The organism is Clostridium senegalense JC122 (assembly GCF_000285575.1).
In the GTDB taxonomy this organism is placed as follows: Bacteria; Bacillota; Clostridia; order Clostridiales; family Clostridiaceae; genus Clostridium_J; species Clostridium_J senegalense.
Genome location: NZ_HE611055.1, coordinates 148,818 through 163,868 on the forward strand (window position 1 = coordinate 148,818; position 15,051 = coordinate 163,868).

13 protein-coding genes, 2 pseudogenes and 1 riboswitch are annotated in these 15,051 nt (G+C 25.4%); of the genes and pseudogenes, 6 read left to right on the forward strand and 9 right to left on the reverse strand.

The features are described from left to right. Positions 1-168: 168 nt before the first annotated feature. Positions 169-645, reverse strand: coding sequence for a carbohydrate-binding protein (locus CSGHG_RS18075; protein WP_010299278.1), 477 nt, complete (start codon positions 643-645; stop codon positions 169-171). Between the two features lie 24 nt (positions 646-669). After that, positions 670-753: riboswitch (cyclic di-GMP riboswitch) on the reverse strand. A gap of 185 nt (positions 754-938) precedes the next feature. Between CSGHG_RS18075 and CSGHG_RS18080 the strand changes: the two genes are divergently transcribed. Then, positions 939-1,640, forward strand: coding sequence for a hypothetical protein (locus CSGHG_RS18080; protein WP_010299282.1), 702 nt, complete (start codon positions 939-941; stop codon positions 1,638-1,640). A gap of 65 nt (positions 1,641-1,705) precedes the next feature. Here CSGHG_RS18080 and htpG read toward each other — a convergent pair whose 3' ends face one another. Together htpG and CSGHG_RS18090 are read right to left on the reverse strand one after the other, a co-directional pair. Next, positions 1,706-3,577, reverse strand: a complete 1,872-nt coding sequence (htpG, locus tag CSGHG_RS18085) for a molecular chaperone HtpG (protein ID WP_010299286.1) — start codon at positions 3,575-3,577, stop codon at positions 1,706-1,708. A gap of 181 nt (positions 3,578-3,758) precedes the next feature. After that, positions 3,759-5,183: an APC family permease gene (locus tag CSGHG_RS18090; RefSeq protein WP_010299289.1), complete on the reverse strand. Its 1,425-nt coding sequence runs from the start codon at positions 5,181-5,183 to the stop codon at positions 3,759-3,761. A gap of 334 nt (positions 5,184-5,517) precedes the next feature. Between CSGHG_RS18090 and CSGHG_RS22230 the strand changes: the two genes are divergently transcribed. Genes CSGHG_RS22230 through cutA form a run of 4 tightly spaced genes read left to right on the forward strand, consistent with a single transcriptional unit; the run spans position 5,518 to position 6,964 of the window. Beyond that, a complete protein-coding gene (locus CSGHG_RS22230) occupies positions 5,518-5,796 on the forward strand; it encodes a hypothetical protein (protein WP_010299293.1) in 279 nt (92 codons plus the stop codon). Between the two features lie 56 nt (positions 5,797-5,852). After that, positions 5,853-6,215 (forward strand): VanZ family protein, encoded by a 363-nt coding sequence (locus CSGHG_RS25135; RefSeq protein WP_010299296.1) that lies wholly within the window; start codon positions 5,853-5,855, stop codon positions 6,213-6,215. Further along, positions 6,187-6,594 carry an RDD family protein gene (locus CSGHG_RS25140; RefSeq protein WP_010299299.1) on the forward strand — a complete coding sequence of 136 codons (408 nt, stop codon included), beginning with the start codon at positions 6,187-6,189 and terminating at the stop codon, positions 6,592-6,594. Before CSGHG_RS25135 ends, CSGHG_RS25140 begins: the two co-directional genes overlap by 29 nt. A 34-nt stretch (positions 6,595-6,628) precedes the next feature. Beyond that, positions 6,629-6,964, forward strand: coding sequence for a divalent cation tolerance protein CutA (gene cutA, locus CSGHG_RS18110; protein ID WP_026022447.1), 336 nt, complete (start codon positions 6,629-6,631; stop codon positions 6,962-6,964). Between the two features lie 141 nt (positions 6,965-7,105). Here the strand turns inward: cutA and CSGHG_RS18115 are convergent, their stop codons facing one another. The 5 genes and pseudogenes from CSGHG_RS18115 to CSGHG_RS24930 all read right to left on the reverse strand — a co-directional run bounded on the left by CSGHG_RS18115 (position 7,106) and on the right by CSGHG_RS24930 (position 12,327). Beyond that, the gene (locus CSGHG_RS18115) at positions 7,106-7,345 is read right to left on the reverse strand and encodes a YgjV family protein (protein ID WP_010299306.1); all 240 of its coding nucleotides are present in this window, start codon (positions 7,343-7,345) and stop codon (positions 7,106-7,108) included. Between the two features lie 142 nt (positions 7,346-7,487). Further along, positions 7,488-8,611, reverse strand: a pseudogene (locus CSGHG_RS21380) (helix-turn-helix domain-containing protein). 125 nt (positions 8,612-8,736) lie between these two features. After that, positions 8,737-10,599 (reverse strand): ABC transporter ATP-binding protein, encoded by a 1,863-nt coding sequence (locus CSGHG_RS18125; RefSeq protein ID WP_010299310.1) that lies wholly within the window; start codon positions 10,597-10,599, stop codon positions 8,737-8,739. A gap of 1 nt (position 10,600) precedes the next feature. Further along, positions 10,601-11,257 (reverse strand): ABC transporter ATP-binding protein, encoded by a 657-nt coding sequence (locus tag CSGHG_RS24925; RefSeq protein ID WP_328284747.1) that lies wholly within the window; start codon positions 11,255-11,257, stop codon positions 10,601-10,603. 86 nt (positions 11,258-11,343) lie between these two features. Beyond that, positions 11,344-12,327 (reverse strand): ABC transporter permease, encoded by a 984-nt coding sequence (locus CSGHG_RS24930; RefSeq protein WP_328284748.1) that lies wholly within the window; start codon positions 12,325-12,327, stop codon positions 11,344-11,346. Positions 12,328-12,640: 313 nt separating this feature from the next. On the opposite strand from CSGHG_RS24930, the gene CSGHG_RS18135 reads away from it, so the two are divergent. Continuing rightward, complete coding sequence (locus CSGHG_RS18135) at positions 12,641-13,981, forward strand: Na+/H+ antiporter NhaC family protein (RefSeq protein WP_010299313.1); 1,341 nt, start codon at positions 12,641-12,643, stop codon at positions 13,979-13,981. 127 nt (positions 13,982-14,108) lie between these two features. Here the strand turns inward: CSGHG_RS18135 and CSGHG_RS21390 are convergent. Continuing rightward, positions 14,109-14,878, reverse strand: a pseudogene (locus CSGHG_RS21390) (DUF2087 domain-containing protein). Positions 14,879-15,051: the final 173 nt, after the last annotated feature.

Genomic DNA, 15,051 nt, shown 5'->3' on the forward strand with positions numbered 1-15,051 from the left:
TTCATGATAGATAATAGTGTTCAAAGTAATTTTGTCAAAGAAAGAATATGTTAATCTTATCAAAAATCAATATATAAAAATATTAAAGAAAATTTTAAGCCTACTAAGCATTTAGACTTAGTAGGCTTATTTTTATATAATATATAATTTAATATGTTTTCAATATCTTTATTTAATTAATTCCCAAAACATTGGTCCCTCACAAGGATTCCAGCCTGGTTGAGCATAATGAAATCTCTTACATTTATATGCCTGAGAATCATACATAACAATATCACCTTTTTCATATGGACTCTTATTTTCTTGAGTTAATTCCTCTTGAGCATTCCACTGTGGAATTTTTCCTACTGTTTTCCAAAACATTGGTGAATCAGAAGGTTTCCAACCTAATTGAGGATAGTGAAATCTTTTGCATTTATAAATCTTTGAACCTTGTACAACAATACTTTCTTTTTCATATGGACTCTTTTCATTTTGATTAAGTCCTTCTTGACAATTCCAAATACTTATCTCACTATTTTCATTTATTACACCATATTGTGATGTGTTTTTTTCCACAGCAGAAACTGTAGAAATCATTCCACCAAAAATTATAGATGTTCCTAATACTATTGATGTTAAAACTTTTAATTGCTTTTTTTGCATATCTAACACTCCTAATTTTTTTAAATTTAATTAGGTCGGTTGCACTACTAACTCCATATAATCCAAGTGCCCACATATAAATTATATTTCATCATTCCCCAAAATATTATATAATACTTTATTTTACTTGTAAACAAACTATTTCACTTTTTTCAATATTATTACATATAAAAATAATTTTTTAACTTGTATTCCTTAATTTTAATTTTCACATATTATATACAAGACAAATTAAAAACACTTTGTATATTTTTCTATAAAAGTGAAATTATAAATTAAAGGATGTGATTAATTTGAAAAATAAAAAATCTTTAGTTTCACTTATATGTATATTTAGTATTTTACTTGTTGGTTGTAATATAAATAATAATCCTTCAAACAATATAAATAACAATACCTCTATATCTTCATCTAATACAAATAATTCTACTAGCAATAAACATTCGTATTTAGATGATTATAAACAATATTTTTATACTAAAAATACTCCTATAGCTTATACTGGTTCTGCTGAAACAGGACATAAAATAACTTTTAATAACATTGAATCCGTTAACGACTATGCACTATACACTTATGATGGGCTTATGAATGATGGTTATGGCCAAGATATTAGAGGAAAAAGAACTTTTACGGCAAAATATAAAGTTACCAATGATATGGTTATAGAATCTATTAATAATAATGATTATATTTCTAAAAATAAAGATACATTACATTCTTTTATTAAAGACTTTATAGTTTTAAAAGGTGAAATTAAAAAAGATAATTCATGGACACAAAAAACAATTATAGACGGAGTTGAATATGAAGCTATAACCACAATAACAGAAAAAAATGATACTTCTTTCACAACTGAAACTGTTATAAAAGATCTTAGCTTTGAAAATGGAAAGTATTATACAGAAACTAGAACTTATGAATTAGGTAAAGGATTAATATATTTTAGTTATCTAAATAATCCTTATTTAGAAATAAGCTATTCTTTAATCTAGCATAAATAGGACCATATAGTCAGTTATATAAATGTAACTTCTATATGGTCCTATCTTATTATTTCTTATTTCATTATCTTACATATATTATTTGTAAATTCTACTGGATCACTTATTGATAATCCTTCTATAAGTAAAGCTTGATTATATAATAAATCAGTATATAGTTTAAACTTTTCTTCATCTTTTTCATGTGCATCTTTTAGCGCATCAAATACTTCATGGTTTATATTTATTTCTAATACTTTATCTGCCTTTAAACTTGGATTATTTGGCATAGCACTTAATACTTTTTCCATTTCTATTGAAAGTTCCCCTTCATTAGATAAGCATACAGGATGTTTTTTTAATTTTTTAGATGCCTTAACTTCTTTAACCTTATCTTTTAATAATTCTTTCATACTTTCAAATAATTTATTATCTTCATCACTTGTTTTTACTTCATTTTCTTCAGTATCTATTCCTAAATCACTACTTGATACTGATTTAAATTCCTTTTCTTTATAATTTGCAAGCATTTTTATTGCAAATTCATCTACATCATCTATAAAGTATAATATTTCATACCCTTTATCTAGTAGTAATTCTGTTTGAGGAAGCTTTTCTATTCTTTCATATGATTCTCCAGATGCATAATAAATATATTTTTGTTCTTCTTTCATTCTAGAAACATATTCATCTAAAGTAACAAGTTTCTTTTCTTTAGATGAATAAAACATTAATAAATCTTGTAACACATCTTTATTTGCTCCAAAATCACTATATACACCATATTTTAATTGTGATCCAAAAGCTTTATAGAATTCTTCATACTTTTCTCTTTCATTTTTTAATAGACCTTCTAATTCATTTTTTATCTTAGTTTTTATGTTCTTAGCTATAAGTTTTAATTGTCTATCATGTTGTAAAATTTCTCTTGATATATTAAGTGAAAAATCCTCTGAATCTACTATTCCTTTAACAAAACTAAAATAATCTGGAAGTAAATCTGCACATTTCTCCATTATCATTACGCCGCTTGAATATAATTCTAAACCTTTTTCATAATCCTTAGTGTAAAAATCAAATGGTGCTTTTTCTGGTATATATAAAATTGAATTATAGCTTACCATACCATCAACACTTATGTGAATATGTTTTAGCGGCTTATCAAATCCAAAATGTTTTTCAACATAAAAGTTATCATAATCTTCGTCCTTAAGTTCTTTTTTGTTTTTTCTCCAAATAGGAACCATACTATTTATAACTTCTTCTTCTTTATACTCTTCATATTCACTTTCACTACCCTCTTTAAGTTTGCTCTTAGTTACATCCATTTTTATTGGGTATCTTATAAAATCAGAGTATTTTTTAATTATTGATTTTAATCTATATTCATCTAAATATTCATCAAAATTTTCATCTTCTGTATTATCTTTAATAGTTAATAAAATTTCTGTACCAATTGAATCTTTTTCACAAGACTCAATTGTATAACCGTCAGCCCCTTTAGATTGCCATTTATAAGCTTTATCACTTCCAAATGCTTTACTTATAACAGTAACTTCCTTTGCAACTAAGAATGCTGAATAGAATCCAACTCCAAACTGACCTATTATATCATGGCCATCTTCAACTTCATTTTCTTTCTTAAATTGTAATGAACCACTTTTAGCTATAACACCTAAGTTATTTTCTAGTTCATCTTTTGTCATACCTATACCAGTATCACAGATTTTTAAAGTTCTACTTTCCTTATCAGGAATTATATTTATATAATAATTATCTTTCTCAAAAGTTAATGAATCATCAGTTAATGCCTTATAATAAATTTTATCGATAGCATCACTTGAATTAGAAATTAATTCTCTTAAAAAAATTTCTCTATGAGTATAAATTGAATTTATCATAATGTCTAAAAGTCTTTTAGACTCTGCCTTAAATTGTTTTGTTTCCAAAATAAACATCTCCTTTCATTACTTAATTTTTAATATACCACTTTTATTAGCACTTATCAATAGTGAGTGCTAACATTTTATCATATTTTGCAAAATTCTAAATTTAAATAGGTTCTATAAGTATACTTATAGAACCTACCTTGTATTATTCTTTATTTTACGTCTTTAAAACTCCTGTATTTTATGCAACAGTATCTTTATCTATGCTTTCATTATTTTTAGCTAAAATAGGCATTATTAATCCTAATCCTATTAATATAAATGGTGTAACAATATTTAATACTAATTGAAATTTATCTTCAGAATACATTCCTCCAATACATGCAAAAGCAGTAAACGCAAAGCACCATGCACCAAATATAATACCTACCATTCTATTTTTCACAAATTTATATTGTGGATTGAATTTTTCTCCAGCTTTTTTAAGAGCTATATATGCTGCAAATACCCATAAATAACGAAGTGGCATACATACAGCATTTAATTTAACTAACCATTTAACTAATACATCTACATTTCCAATTCCAAAAATAGGAACTATAATTAATATGGATACAATAACAAAAATAAGTTTGTGCCCATTGGTATAAGCTCCATTTTTATTTTGTTTAAACATTGCTTCTGGAATAAATCTTCTATCTGCACCATCAAGAAGCATACGCAATGGTGCGTCTATTGATAATATTAGAACCGCAAATTGTCCAATCATGTTAGTAATTGCATATATAATTACAAATAAATTTCCTAAATGATAATACTGACCTAGCTTTTGAAATGCATAATATGCACCATTAGTCATTAAGTCTTTAGGAACATTATTTGAATCAAACATCATTCCAAGTGAGATAGTGCCTAAAATTGCACATACAGCAACCATAATAGCAAGTGAAATCATCCCTTTTGAAAATCCTGTTTCAGGATTCTTCATTTTATTTACATATGGTGAAATTTTTTCACATCCACCAACAGCAAAAACTAAAATAGAAAGACTAGTAAAAAATTTTGCATCAAAAGTTGGCATAAATGTTTTTAATGACCAATCTATAGAGTATAATTTAGCATCTGTAATAGCTGGAGCAGCTGTCATTAAAAGAATAAATAAAATTGACATTATAAACATAGATGTTCCTGCAAATGCTGCTAATTTCTTTAGTATATTTAATCCCTTTGATGCAATATACATACCGATTATAAATATTACTAAACAACTTAATTGTAAAACCTTTGGTTTCATACTACTTACTCTGTTATCTTGAAAAATTGCCCAACTTGTAGCAATTACAAAGCCTGATGGTTTTTGTGAAATATACGGCATATGAACTACCCAATATGTCCAACCTGCATAGTAAGCAAGTTTCGGACCTATAGTTTCATGAATCCAAGAGCTAACACCACCACCACAATCTTTAAAAGCAGAACCTAATTCACCTACCATTAAAGCATAAGGGACGAAATAAATTCCAAAAATCAAAATCCAAGATATAATTGCTTTAAGTCCACCATATTCAGAAAACCCATTAATAACATTTCCAAATCCCCATACTGTTGAAAATGCCATAAACGCTAATGTATACCACATAATTTGTTTATCTTTATTTTCTGACATAACTTATCCCCCTTTTATTATTAATAAATTTAACTACATTGTAACATAGTTAATTGAATATTCACATAATTTTTATTCGTTTTTATTTTTCATTTTTCTGCAGCAATTTCATTATTGTGCTATTTTGTATCATTTATTACATTTTTATTTGACATATACATTAATAATTTTTATAGTTACATTCAATTTTATATTTTAAATATGATTAATCTATAATTTTTTAAATTTTTCTAAAAATAATTATAAATATAATTTTAATACATAAAATATTTATATATAATTATTTTCAAAGTAATATTTTACTAATTGATTATATATTAAAGGAGGAGTTATATTGGAACTTTATTGGCTTCCTATTAAAGTAGCAGTGATATTATTTCCATTTTTAGCTGCTGTTATTTGTATACCTTATGCTGTATATAATTATAGAAAATATGGTATTAATAATAAATTTAAAATTTTCATATTTTACACTTTTATTTTTTATATGCTTACAGCCTTTTTTATGACCTTATTACCATTACCTGATATAGATGAACAAATTTTTATTAGTGGTCAAAATATTCAATTAATCCCTTTTAAATTCTTAAAAGATTTTTTTACTAAAAACTAAATTTAGTTTTAGTAATCCCAATACATATTTGTATATTTTTTTCAGAACAAGCTTTTATGCAAGTGTTTTTTAATCTTTTACTTACATTACCTTTAGGCATTTATCTTAGGTATTATTTTAAAAAAAGTTTTAAACAAACATTAATTATAACTTTTTTAGTATCTCTATTTTTTGAATTTACTCAGTTAACTGGAATTTATGGAATTTATAAATATCCCTATAGGGTGTTTGATGTAGATGATCTTATAATAAATACTTTAGGTGGAATAATTGGTTATTTTATTACTCCTTTATTTAAATATATGCTACCTGATATAAATGTTATTAAATCTAAAAATTTTAATATTGGCAAATATTCTACTTATCCAAGGCGATTAATTGCATTTTTTATTGATTGGAATATATGTTTTTATTTTTGATGAACATAATATTTTTGCATTCATAATACTAACTTTTTTGTACTTCATTTTAGTACCTTATTTTACAAACGGATTTACTTTAGGTAAATATTTATTGAAAATGCAATTAAGGGGTAATAATACTAAATTAAAATTTTCTGAGATTTTACAAAGGTATAGTATACTACTATATGGATATTTTCTTTTATCCTATATATTAAATGATGCAAATAAATATCTTTATAATTTAGAATACTATGAGTTTTTAATTATAATATTAGGTGTTCAAATATTATTAAATGTTTTTGTTTTTTTACATTTAATTAGTCATATTATAAAAAAAGATCCACTACTTTTGCATGATAGAATTAGTGGTGTGAAAAATATAAATACCCATTAACTTTAATAATTAATGAAAGGACAATTATACTATGATAGAATTTGATTTTTTAAAGATAGAAACATTTATACCTGAGGAATATGTACATAAATTAAGAATGTCATTAAATAATATTAATGCCCTCACTGTAGGTGGAAATTATGATAATTGTATGGTTGTTTCAAAAGTCACTAGTTTTTGGCGTCCATTAAAAGGAGCCCATCCTTTTAATGGAACTATAAATAAGCTATGTGAAGTGGAAGAACTTAAAGTTGAATTTTGTTGCAATAATACTTTATTAGAAGATGTTATATCTACAATAAAAAATGTTCATCCTTATGAAGTTCCTGTTATAAATATAATTCCTGTAATAAATCCCTTCAAAATATAATAAGAACAATATAGCAAATTATTAATTTAGATAATTTGCTATATTGTTCTTTTCATTCTTAATGTTTTTTTAATATATTTGAATTTTTTAATATTAAAATAATCATATAAAAACTTAAATCATTATCTTTAAATCTATTTTTTATTCTAAATCTTTATCATCTAAATAAATTCTATATAAATTCCAAAAATTTATTAAGATTATAGCACCATTTGTAACTATAACTGGATATGCCCTTATCACAAAACCATAAACAACAAACAGTATACAACCAATTGTATTAAATATTCTAAGTTTAATAATAGATGTCATAAGTAATGATATAGCAATAAATAATGATGCTGCATATCCAACCCATTCAATCATTGGAATCCCAAGCATAATATCACTCTCTCCTAAATTAGTTTATTTTAATTTAGGTTTTGATATTTTAGCATAATTTATTCTTTTTACTCCATTAATAAAATTATTTTTTTAAAAGTATTTAATTAAACATTAAAATATATATTATATTTTTTATAAGTTATCTAAATTCCTTTAAAGATTTTTCCTCTAATACTTGTAATTCTTTAACTATATTTTTAAAATCATTACTTTCTCTAATCAAATCAAATTCTTTATGTTCAAAAATCTTGAAAATATTTTCGTATAAATTCATTGTTATAGTTCTTTCACTAGTTTTCATTTCATTAAAACACCAAAAGTTACTAAATTTTTTCATATTATTTATATCATTGTATTTTATATCTTCAACCATTTCATAAAGCATTTTTACAGCTTTTTTATCCTCTTTAAAATTTAAATATACCTCTGCAAGATTTAAATATTCTATATGTAATCCTAATATAGAATTTTCTTTAGACAAAATCATTCTTTTTAGATTTATAGACAAATTATAATATCTTTCCATTATTTTTAATCTATCTTTACTTTTACTCTCATTATAATATGAATTAGCTAACCCCATACATATCATAGTTATATTATTTATATCCTTGAATAAATTGCTTTGAAGCAATTCCCTAGCTTTCTTAAATTCCTTTTTCCTAATATATATACTTGATAATACAATGTCAGTATCTAACTGGCTTTTTTTATTTTTTCTAATGCATCTATAGCCTTATCCTCTTCTCCAACTATAGAATAAGCAGCTCCTAATTGAAATAAAGATTGTTCAATTAAATCTATATCATTACAATTTTTAGCTATATCCTCAAATAATTTAATAGCATACCATATCATGCTCATAGATTTTTCTTCATCATTGCTTTTCCACGAATACATATTAAATAATGCACCTATTTTTAGTTTTAAATCATAACTTATAGGATATTTTAAAACATATTCCTTACTTTTTTCTATAGCATTTTTTATATTACCTTTACTAAATAAGACTTCGCATTCTTTAAATATATTCATTACTTCTTTATCGGAAAGTTTAATTTTAAAATTAAATAGTTCATCCATAGAAATATTAAAAAATGTTGCAATAACAGGTAGTATTGTTATATCTGGGTATGAAATACCACTTTCCCATTTTGATACTGCTGCTGTAGATACTCCTATAAAGGTTCCTAATTGGTCTTGAGTAATCCCTTTTTCTTTTCTTAGATTATAAATAACTTCCCCTATTGATAATTTATTCATTAATCATCACTCCATATATAAAATTTTTAAGACCTTACGACTTTAGTATAATTCATACCTATAAGTTAACCAATGGAGTGCCAGTTAAATTTTATATTTAAAAATTAACTTATAGTAAAAAAATATTATATCTTATCTTCTTTTTTTAATTGCTTAGAATACATATCATAATAAACTCCTTTTTTATCAATAAGTTCATTATGATTTCCTTTTTCTTTTATTTGTCCATCATCTACTACCATTATAGTATCTGCATCTCTAATAGTACTAAGCCTATGTGCAATTATAAAACTAGTTCTTCCTTTCATAAGTTTTAACATTGCCTCTTGTATATTTAGCTCCGTACGGGTATCAACACTGCTTGTAGCCTCATCTAAAATTAATATATCTGGGTCAGACAAAATCGCTCTTGCTATAGATAAAAGTTGCCTTTGTCCCTGGCTTAAGTTACTTCCACCATCTAAAAGAACTGTTTCATAACCTTTTTGCATACGTCTAATGAATACATCTGCATTTGCCATGATTGCAGCTTTCTCTACTTCTTCATCTGTTGCCTCTAACCTTCCATATCTTATATTTTCCATTATCGTACCAGAAAAAAGATATGTATCTTGTAATACTATACCAAAGCATTTTCTTAAATTATCTCTTTTATAATCTCTTATATCAACACCATCTATTAGAATTTTCCCCTTTGATACATCATAAAATCTTGCTAATAAATTTACAATTGTAGTTTTTCCAGCTCCTGTTGGCCCTACTAATGCAATGTTGCTTCCTGCCTTAACATGAAAACTTACATCTTTAAGTATTAGTACATCTTCTCTATATCCAAAAGAAACATTTTCAAAAATTACATTTCCTTTTAAATTACTAATTTCTCTTGCATTTAACCTATCTTTATCCTCTTCATTTTCATCCAAAACTTCAAATACCCTTTCTGCTCCAGCTACAGCAGATTGTAATGTATTAAAAATATTTGCCAAATCATTTAATGGTCTTGTAAATTGTCGAGAATAACTTAAAAAACTTGCAATTATTCCCACTGTAATCATATTTCTAACTGCAAGAATGCCACCAACACCAGCAACTACAGCAAACCCTATATTATTAATTACGTTCATAAGTGGCATAATAAATCCTGATAAGATTTGAGCTTTTATACCTACATTACAAAGTTTATTGTTTATACTATAAAACTCTTCAACAACCTTTTCTTCATAGTTAAAGGCCTTAACTACAAAAATTCCTGATATAGATTCTTCAATCATTCCATTAAGCTTACCAAGTTCTACTTGTTGCTCTTTAAATAAAAATTTTGTTTTTTTAGCAATAGTTTTCGTAAGTAAAAAAACTAGTGGTATAGTTATAATACTAGCTAATGTAAGCCATGTACTTAAAGTTAACATCATTATTAAAGAACCTACTATAGAAATTACTCCTGACATTAATTGAATTGTAGATTGTGAAATAGTACTACTTACATTGTCAATATCATTAGAAAGCCTACTCATAATGTCTCCATTACTATTAGTGTCAAAAAATGATATCGGTAACTTTTGAAGCTTTTTAAAAAGATCATTCCTTAAGTTTTTTACAATTTTTTGAGATATACCTGCTATAAAATATCCTTGTAAGAAATTCAATATTCCATCAACAATATATGAACAAATTAATACAATTACTATTATTTCCAACATTTTAAAATTTACTAAACCATTTCCAAAGGACATAATATCTATTGAACGACCGATTAGATAAGGTACTGCTAATGATATTAATGAAGTAATTATTATAAAAATAAATACTAATACTAATAGTTTTTCTTCCTCTTTAAAATATCTCCACAATCTTGAAATAGTTTTTTTAAAATCTTTTGGCTTTATAACTGGACCTATATGTCTTTTTCTTCCACCAAAACCACCTGGTCTAATTGAAGGGCTTTTTTGTATTTGAATTGATGTATCCTTATATTTATCACTTTTCATACTATACCAGCTCCTTACCGACCTGAGATAAAAATATCTCTTTATAAACCTTGCAGCTTCTTATAAGTTCTACATGCTGCCCAATACCAACCACACTTCCATTATCAATTACTATTATCTTATCAGCATCCATAACTGAGGTAATACGCTGAGCAATTACTATAGATGTAAGATTTGTAGAATAATTTTTTATAGCTTCACGTATTTTTCCTTCAGTAACTACATCTACTGCACTTGTACAGTCATCTAATATAAGAATTTCTGGTCTTTTAATCAATGCTCTAGCAATAGAAATACGTTGTTTTTGTCCACCAGATAAATTTATTCCTCCTTGTCCAAGAATTGTATCATAGCCTTCTGGTAAATTCTTAATAAATTCATGAGCCTCTGCCACTACAGCAGCTTTTTCAACTTCATCATAGCTAGAATTTTCCTTTCCCCATCTTATATTATCTATTATTGATCCTGAAAAAAGAATTATATTTTGAGGTACTATAGCTACTTTTTCTCTAAGCATTTTTAAATCTATATCTTTAATATCAATATTATTTATTCTTATATTCCCTGAATTAACCTTATAAAAACCTTCAATCAAATTAACAATAGTACTCTTTCCCGAGCCTGTAGATCCTATAATCCCAATAGTTTCTCCTGACACACAAGAAAAACTTATATTTTTAAGAACAGGTTCCTTTAAATCATTAGAATAAGAAAAACTTACATTTTCAAAATCTATTTTTCCCTTTAATAAATTATTATAAGGTTGTTTTTTTTTACATTCATATCACTTTCTTCTTGAAATATTTCTCCTATACGCCCTGCTGAAGCTTTTGCTTTAACTAACATAGTAAATACAAAAGATATCATCATTAATGAAAATAATATTTGTGTCATATAGTTTATAAATGCAATTATTTGTCCCACTTCCATATTGCCTTTATTTACTCTAATTCCACCTATCCAAATAATTGCTACTATTCCTAAATTAACAGTAAGTGTAATACCTGGTGAAAATATTGACATTATACCCATTGCCTTAGTTGATATGTTTGCCAACTTCTCATTAGATTTTTGAAAACGTTCTGTTTCATAGTTAAATCTATTAAAAGCTTTAACAACCCTAACCCCTGCTAAATATTCTCTTATTACAGAATTTACTTTATCTAAAGATTTTTGAATTCTTACATAAAATGGATAACCTATTTTCATATTCATATATATAATTATTGATACAATAGGTATAACTACTATAAATGTTAAGGACATACTAGGATTAAGGTTTATAGCCATAATAATACTACCTATACATAAAAGAGGTGCTTTTACAAAAACTCGCATAAGCCCATTAACAAAATTCTGAACTTGAGTAACATCATTACTAAGCCTTGTAACCAAAGAAGCTCCATCATATTTATCTAAAGTTACAAAAGAAAGACTTTGAACTTGTTTAAAAAGATCATATCTAAGCTCTGCACCAAACTTTTGAGATACAGTACTTGATATAATATTACGACTTACTGCTGATAATGCCCCTAATCCAGTAATTCCAAGCATTAGTATAGTCATTTTAAAAATAAAATCCATTTGCTTATTTTTAACTCCTATATCGATTATTTTAGACATTATAGTTGGTTGCATAAGATCACAGGCAGCTTCCAATGTTAAACAAATTATTGCAATACAAAAAAGTTTCCAGTATTTTTTTATATACTTATTTAAAAAGTTCATTACTATACACCTCATCCTATAAAACTTCTTTAATATAAAATATTTTATTATAAATTTTTTTATAAAATTCTTCTTTCTTATATATTTAATCATAAAAAATATACTATGCAAAAACATAATATATTTTAAAATTATATATTTTTTTAAAATAACCTATACTTTTAACTGATTATACTTATAGAAAAAATTCATTTGTCTCACCTTATAATTCGTGTTACCATAATCTTAATTATAATTGTACTACTTTTAGTCATAAAATTACATTTTTCTACTAAATATAAATATTAATTTTCAATGAAGGAGCGTTTATTTTATGGATATAATTTTAGCTATGCTTTTCACATTTTTTATACTAATTCTTTCTGTTTATAAAGGAATCTTTGTTGGATTTCCATTATTATTAGGATTTTTGATTTTTGCTTTCATTTCATTTAAAAAAGGATTTATGATAAAAGATATTTTTAAAATGTCAGTTGCTGGAGGAAAAAAAGCTATTGTTGTTTTAAATGTATTTGTATTAATAGGTTGTATAACTGGTATATGGATGGCTTCTGGAACAGTTCCTGCAATAATATATTTTGCTATAAAATATATGAATTTAAATTTTTTTATATTATATGCTTTTCTAATAAGTTGTATTGTATCTTTTCTTTTAGGTACATGCTTTGGTACAGTAAGTACTGTAGGAGTAGCATTAATGTTAATGGCTAAAAACGGAAATGCAAATATAAATATTGTTGCTGGTGCAATTATTGCTGGGTCTTATTTTGGTGATAGATGTTCACCTATGTCTTCTAGTGCAAATTTGATATCTAATTTAACTGAAACCAACCTTTTTATAAACGTAAGAAATATGTTCAAGACATCATTGCTTCCATTTATTTTATGTGTAATTTTCTATACAATCCTTTCAATAAAACATCCACTAAATCTTACGCAAAGTAATATGGACGTAGAAATACTAAATACTTTTACAATAAACTGGATTATTTTATTACCAGCAATATTAATTTTATTTTTTTCTTTATTTAAAGTAAACGTTAAAATATCTATGCTTGTTAGTATTCTATCTGCATGTATTATTGCCATAATATTTCAACATTACACACTAGTCCAAGTTTTCAAATTTATAGTTTTAGGATTTAATTTAGATTCTCATAACTCATTACAAAACATATTCAAAGGTGGAGGAATCATATCCATGTGTAAAGCAGCATTTGTTGTTTTTATTTCTTGTGCTTTAGCAGGTATATTTAATGAAACAAATATGTTATCAAATATTGAGGTCATATTAACTAAAGCTCAAACAAGATGTAGTTTATTTATATATACTACTATTACTAGTATTTTCACTGCAGCCTTTGGATGTAATCAATCTATTGCTATTGTTTTGACACATCAACTTATGGATAAAAGCTATGAAACCAAAAATATTGATAAATATAAATTAGCTATAGATTTAGAAAATACAGCAGTTTTATTATCTGCACTTATACCTTGGAATATAGCAGCATTTGTTCCAACTACTACTATGGACGTTAGCGGTGTAGGATTTATGCCCTTTGCTTTATATATATACCTTGTTCCATTAACTAATATCATATTTCTTAAAATTTCAGATAGAAAAAACTTAAAATACTCTATAAATAGTTGAAATCTTTTTAAATTAATATAAGTCAATATATAACTTATATTAACAAGAATATACGATTATAAATTATAAAAGCTAGTAATTTTACTATTACTAGCTTTCAAATATACGTTATTTTTAATTTTTAAAGTTATTCTTTAACCCAATAACCACTACAGTCATTTGAACGTTCAATAAATCCATACTCAACTAATGCTCTTCTTAAAGAAGCATAATCCTCATATATTCTTTTTAAAATTCTATTTATTTCTTTTTCAGAATAAATTTTCCCTTTAGAAAAATTCTTAACTACTTCTTTTAATATTATTATTTTTTTCTTTTCTTTTGATGGATATGTTTTTATGGCACCTGTTTCATCCATGTACGTTTTAATTATGGTATTTCTTTCCTTATCAGTTATATTATATCTATCGTCTATAGTAGTTGCTGTTTTATGAGGGTCACACAGAATATCTTTATCTACTTTATTTATTTTTTCTTAGTATCCTTTGAAATTAAATCCATAATAGCCAAAAACAATCGTGCTTGCTTTTCTTTTTCTCTTAACTTATAACGATGATTTCTAACAGTTGATTGCGCAACACCAAGTTTTGATGCCATCTCTTTATCACATAATCCTTCAGCCATCAACATTAATAATTCTCTTTGAACATCAGATATGCCAGTAAAACTACTATTCATTCCTAATAAATATTCTATCACAGAACTATGTTTGTCTTTTATATGCATTTCCGTTGTTTTTTTAGCATCATATAAACAAGATTCTATTTCATAGATTCTTCCCTTTGTAAATATTTCCTCACAAATTATGCATTTATAACTATCATCATTTTCTACATACCCTTTTTTCACTTCTTCAATAGTTGCATCCCAAAATAATTCTTTGTTACTTTTATCCATATTATCCCCTCCAACATTATCTGTTACTTATATAATATGGTTTTATTTGAGTTTTGTCTATATATATACAAACATTTTTACTATTTGTTTGTTTTTATTGATTTTTTTATAACAAAAAAAACTAATAGCATATACACGCTATTAGTTTTTCCTGAACTTTGTTAATATAATAG

Coding starts and splice junctions, on each gene's coding strand:
- CSGHG_RS18115 (WP_010299306.1), bottom strand. CDS start 7,345: ATGCTTGGGATTCCAATGATTGAATGGGTTGGATATGCAGCATCATTA.
- CSGHG_RS18090 (WP_010299289.1), bottom strand. CDS start 5,183: ATGTCAGAAAATAAAGATAAACAAATTATGTGGTATACATTAGCGTTT.
- CSGHG_RS25135 (WP_010299296.1), top strand. CDS start 5,853: ATGCAAGTGTTTTTTAATCTTTTACTTACATTACCTTTAGGCATTTAT.
- CSGHG_RS18135 (WP_010299313.1), top strand. CDS start 12,641: ATGGATATAATTTTAGCTATGCTTTTCACATTTTTTATACTAATTCTT.
- CSGHG_RS24930 (WP_328284748.1), bottom strand. CDS start 12,327: ATGAACTTTTTAAATAAGTATATAAAAAAATACTGGAAACTTTTTTGT.
- CSGHG_RS18075 (WP_010299278.1), bottom strand. CDS start 645: ATGCAAAAAAAGCAATTAAAAGTTTTAACATCAATAGTATTAGGAACA.
- CSGHG_RS18125 (WP_010299310.1), bottom strand. CDS start 10,599: ATGAAAAGTGATAAATATAAGGATACATCAATTCAAATACAAAAAAGC.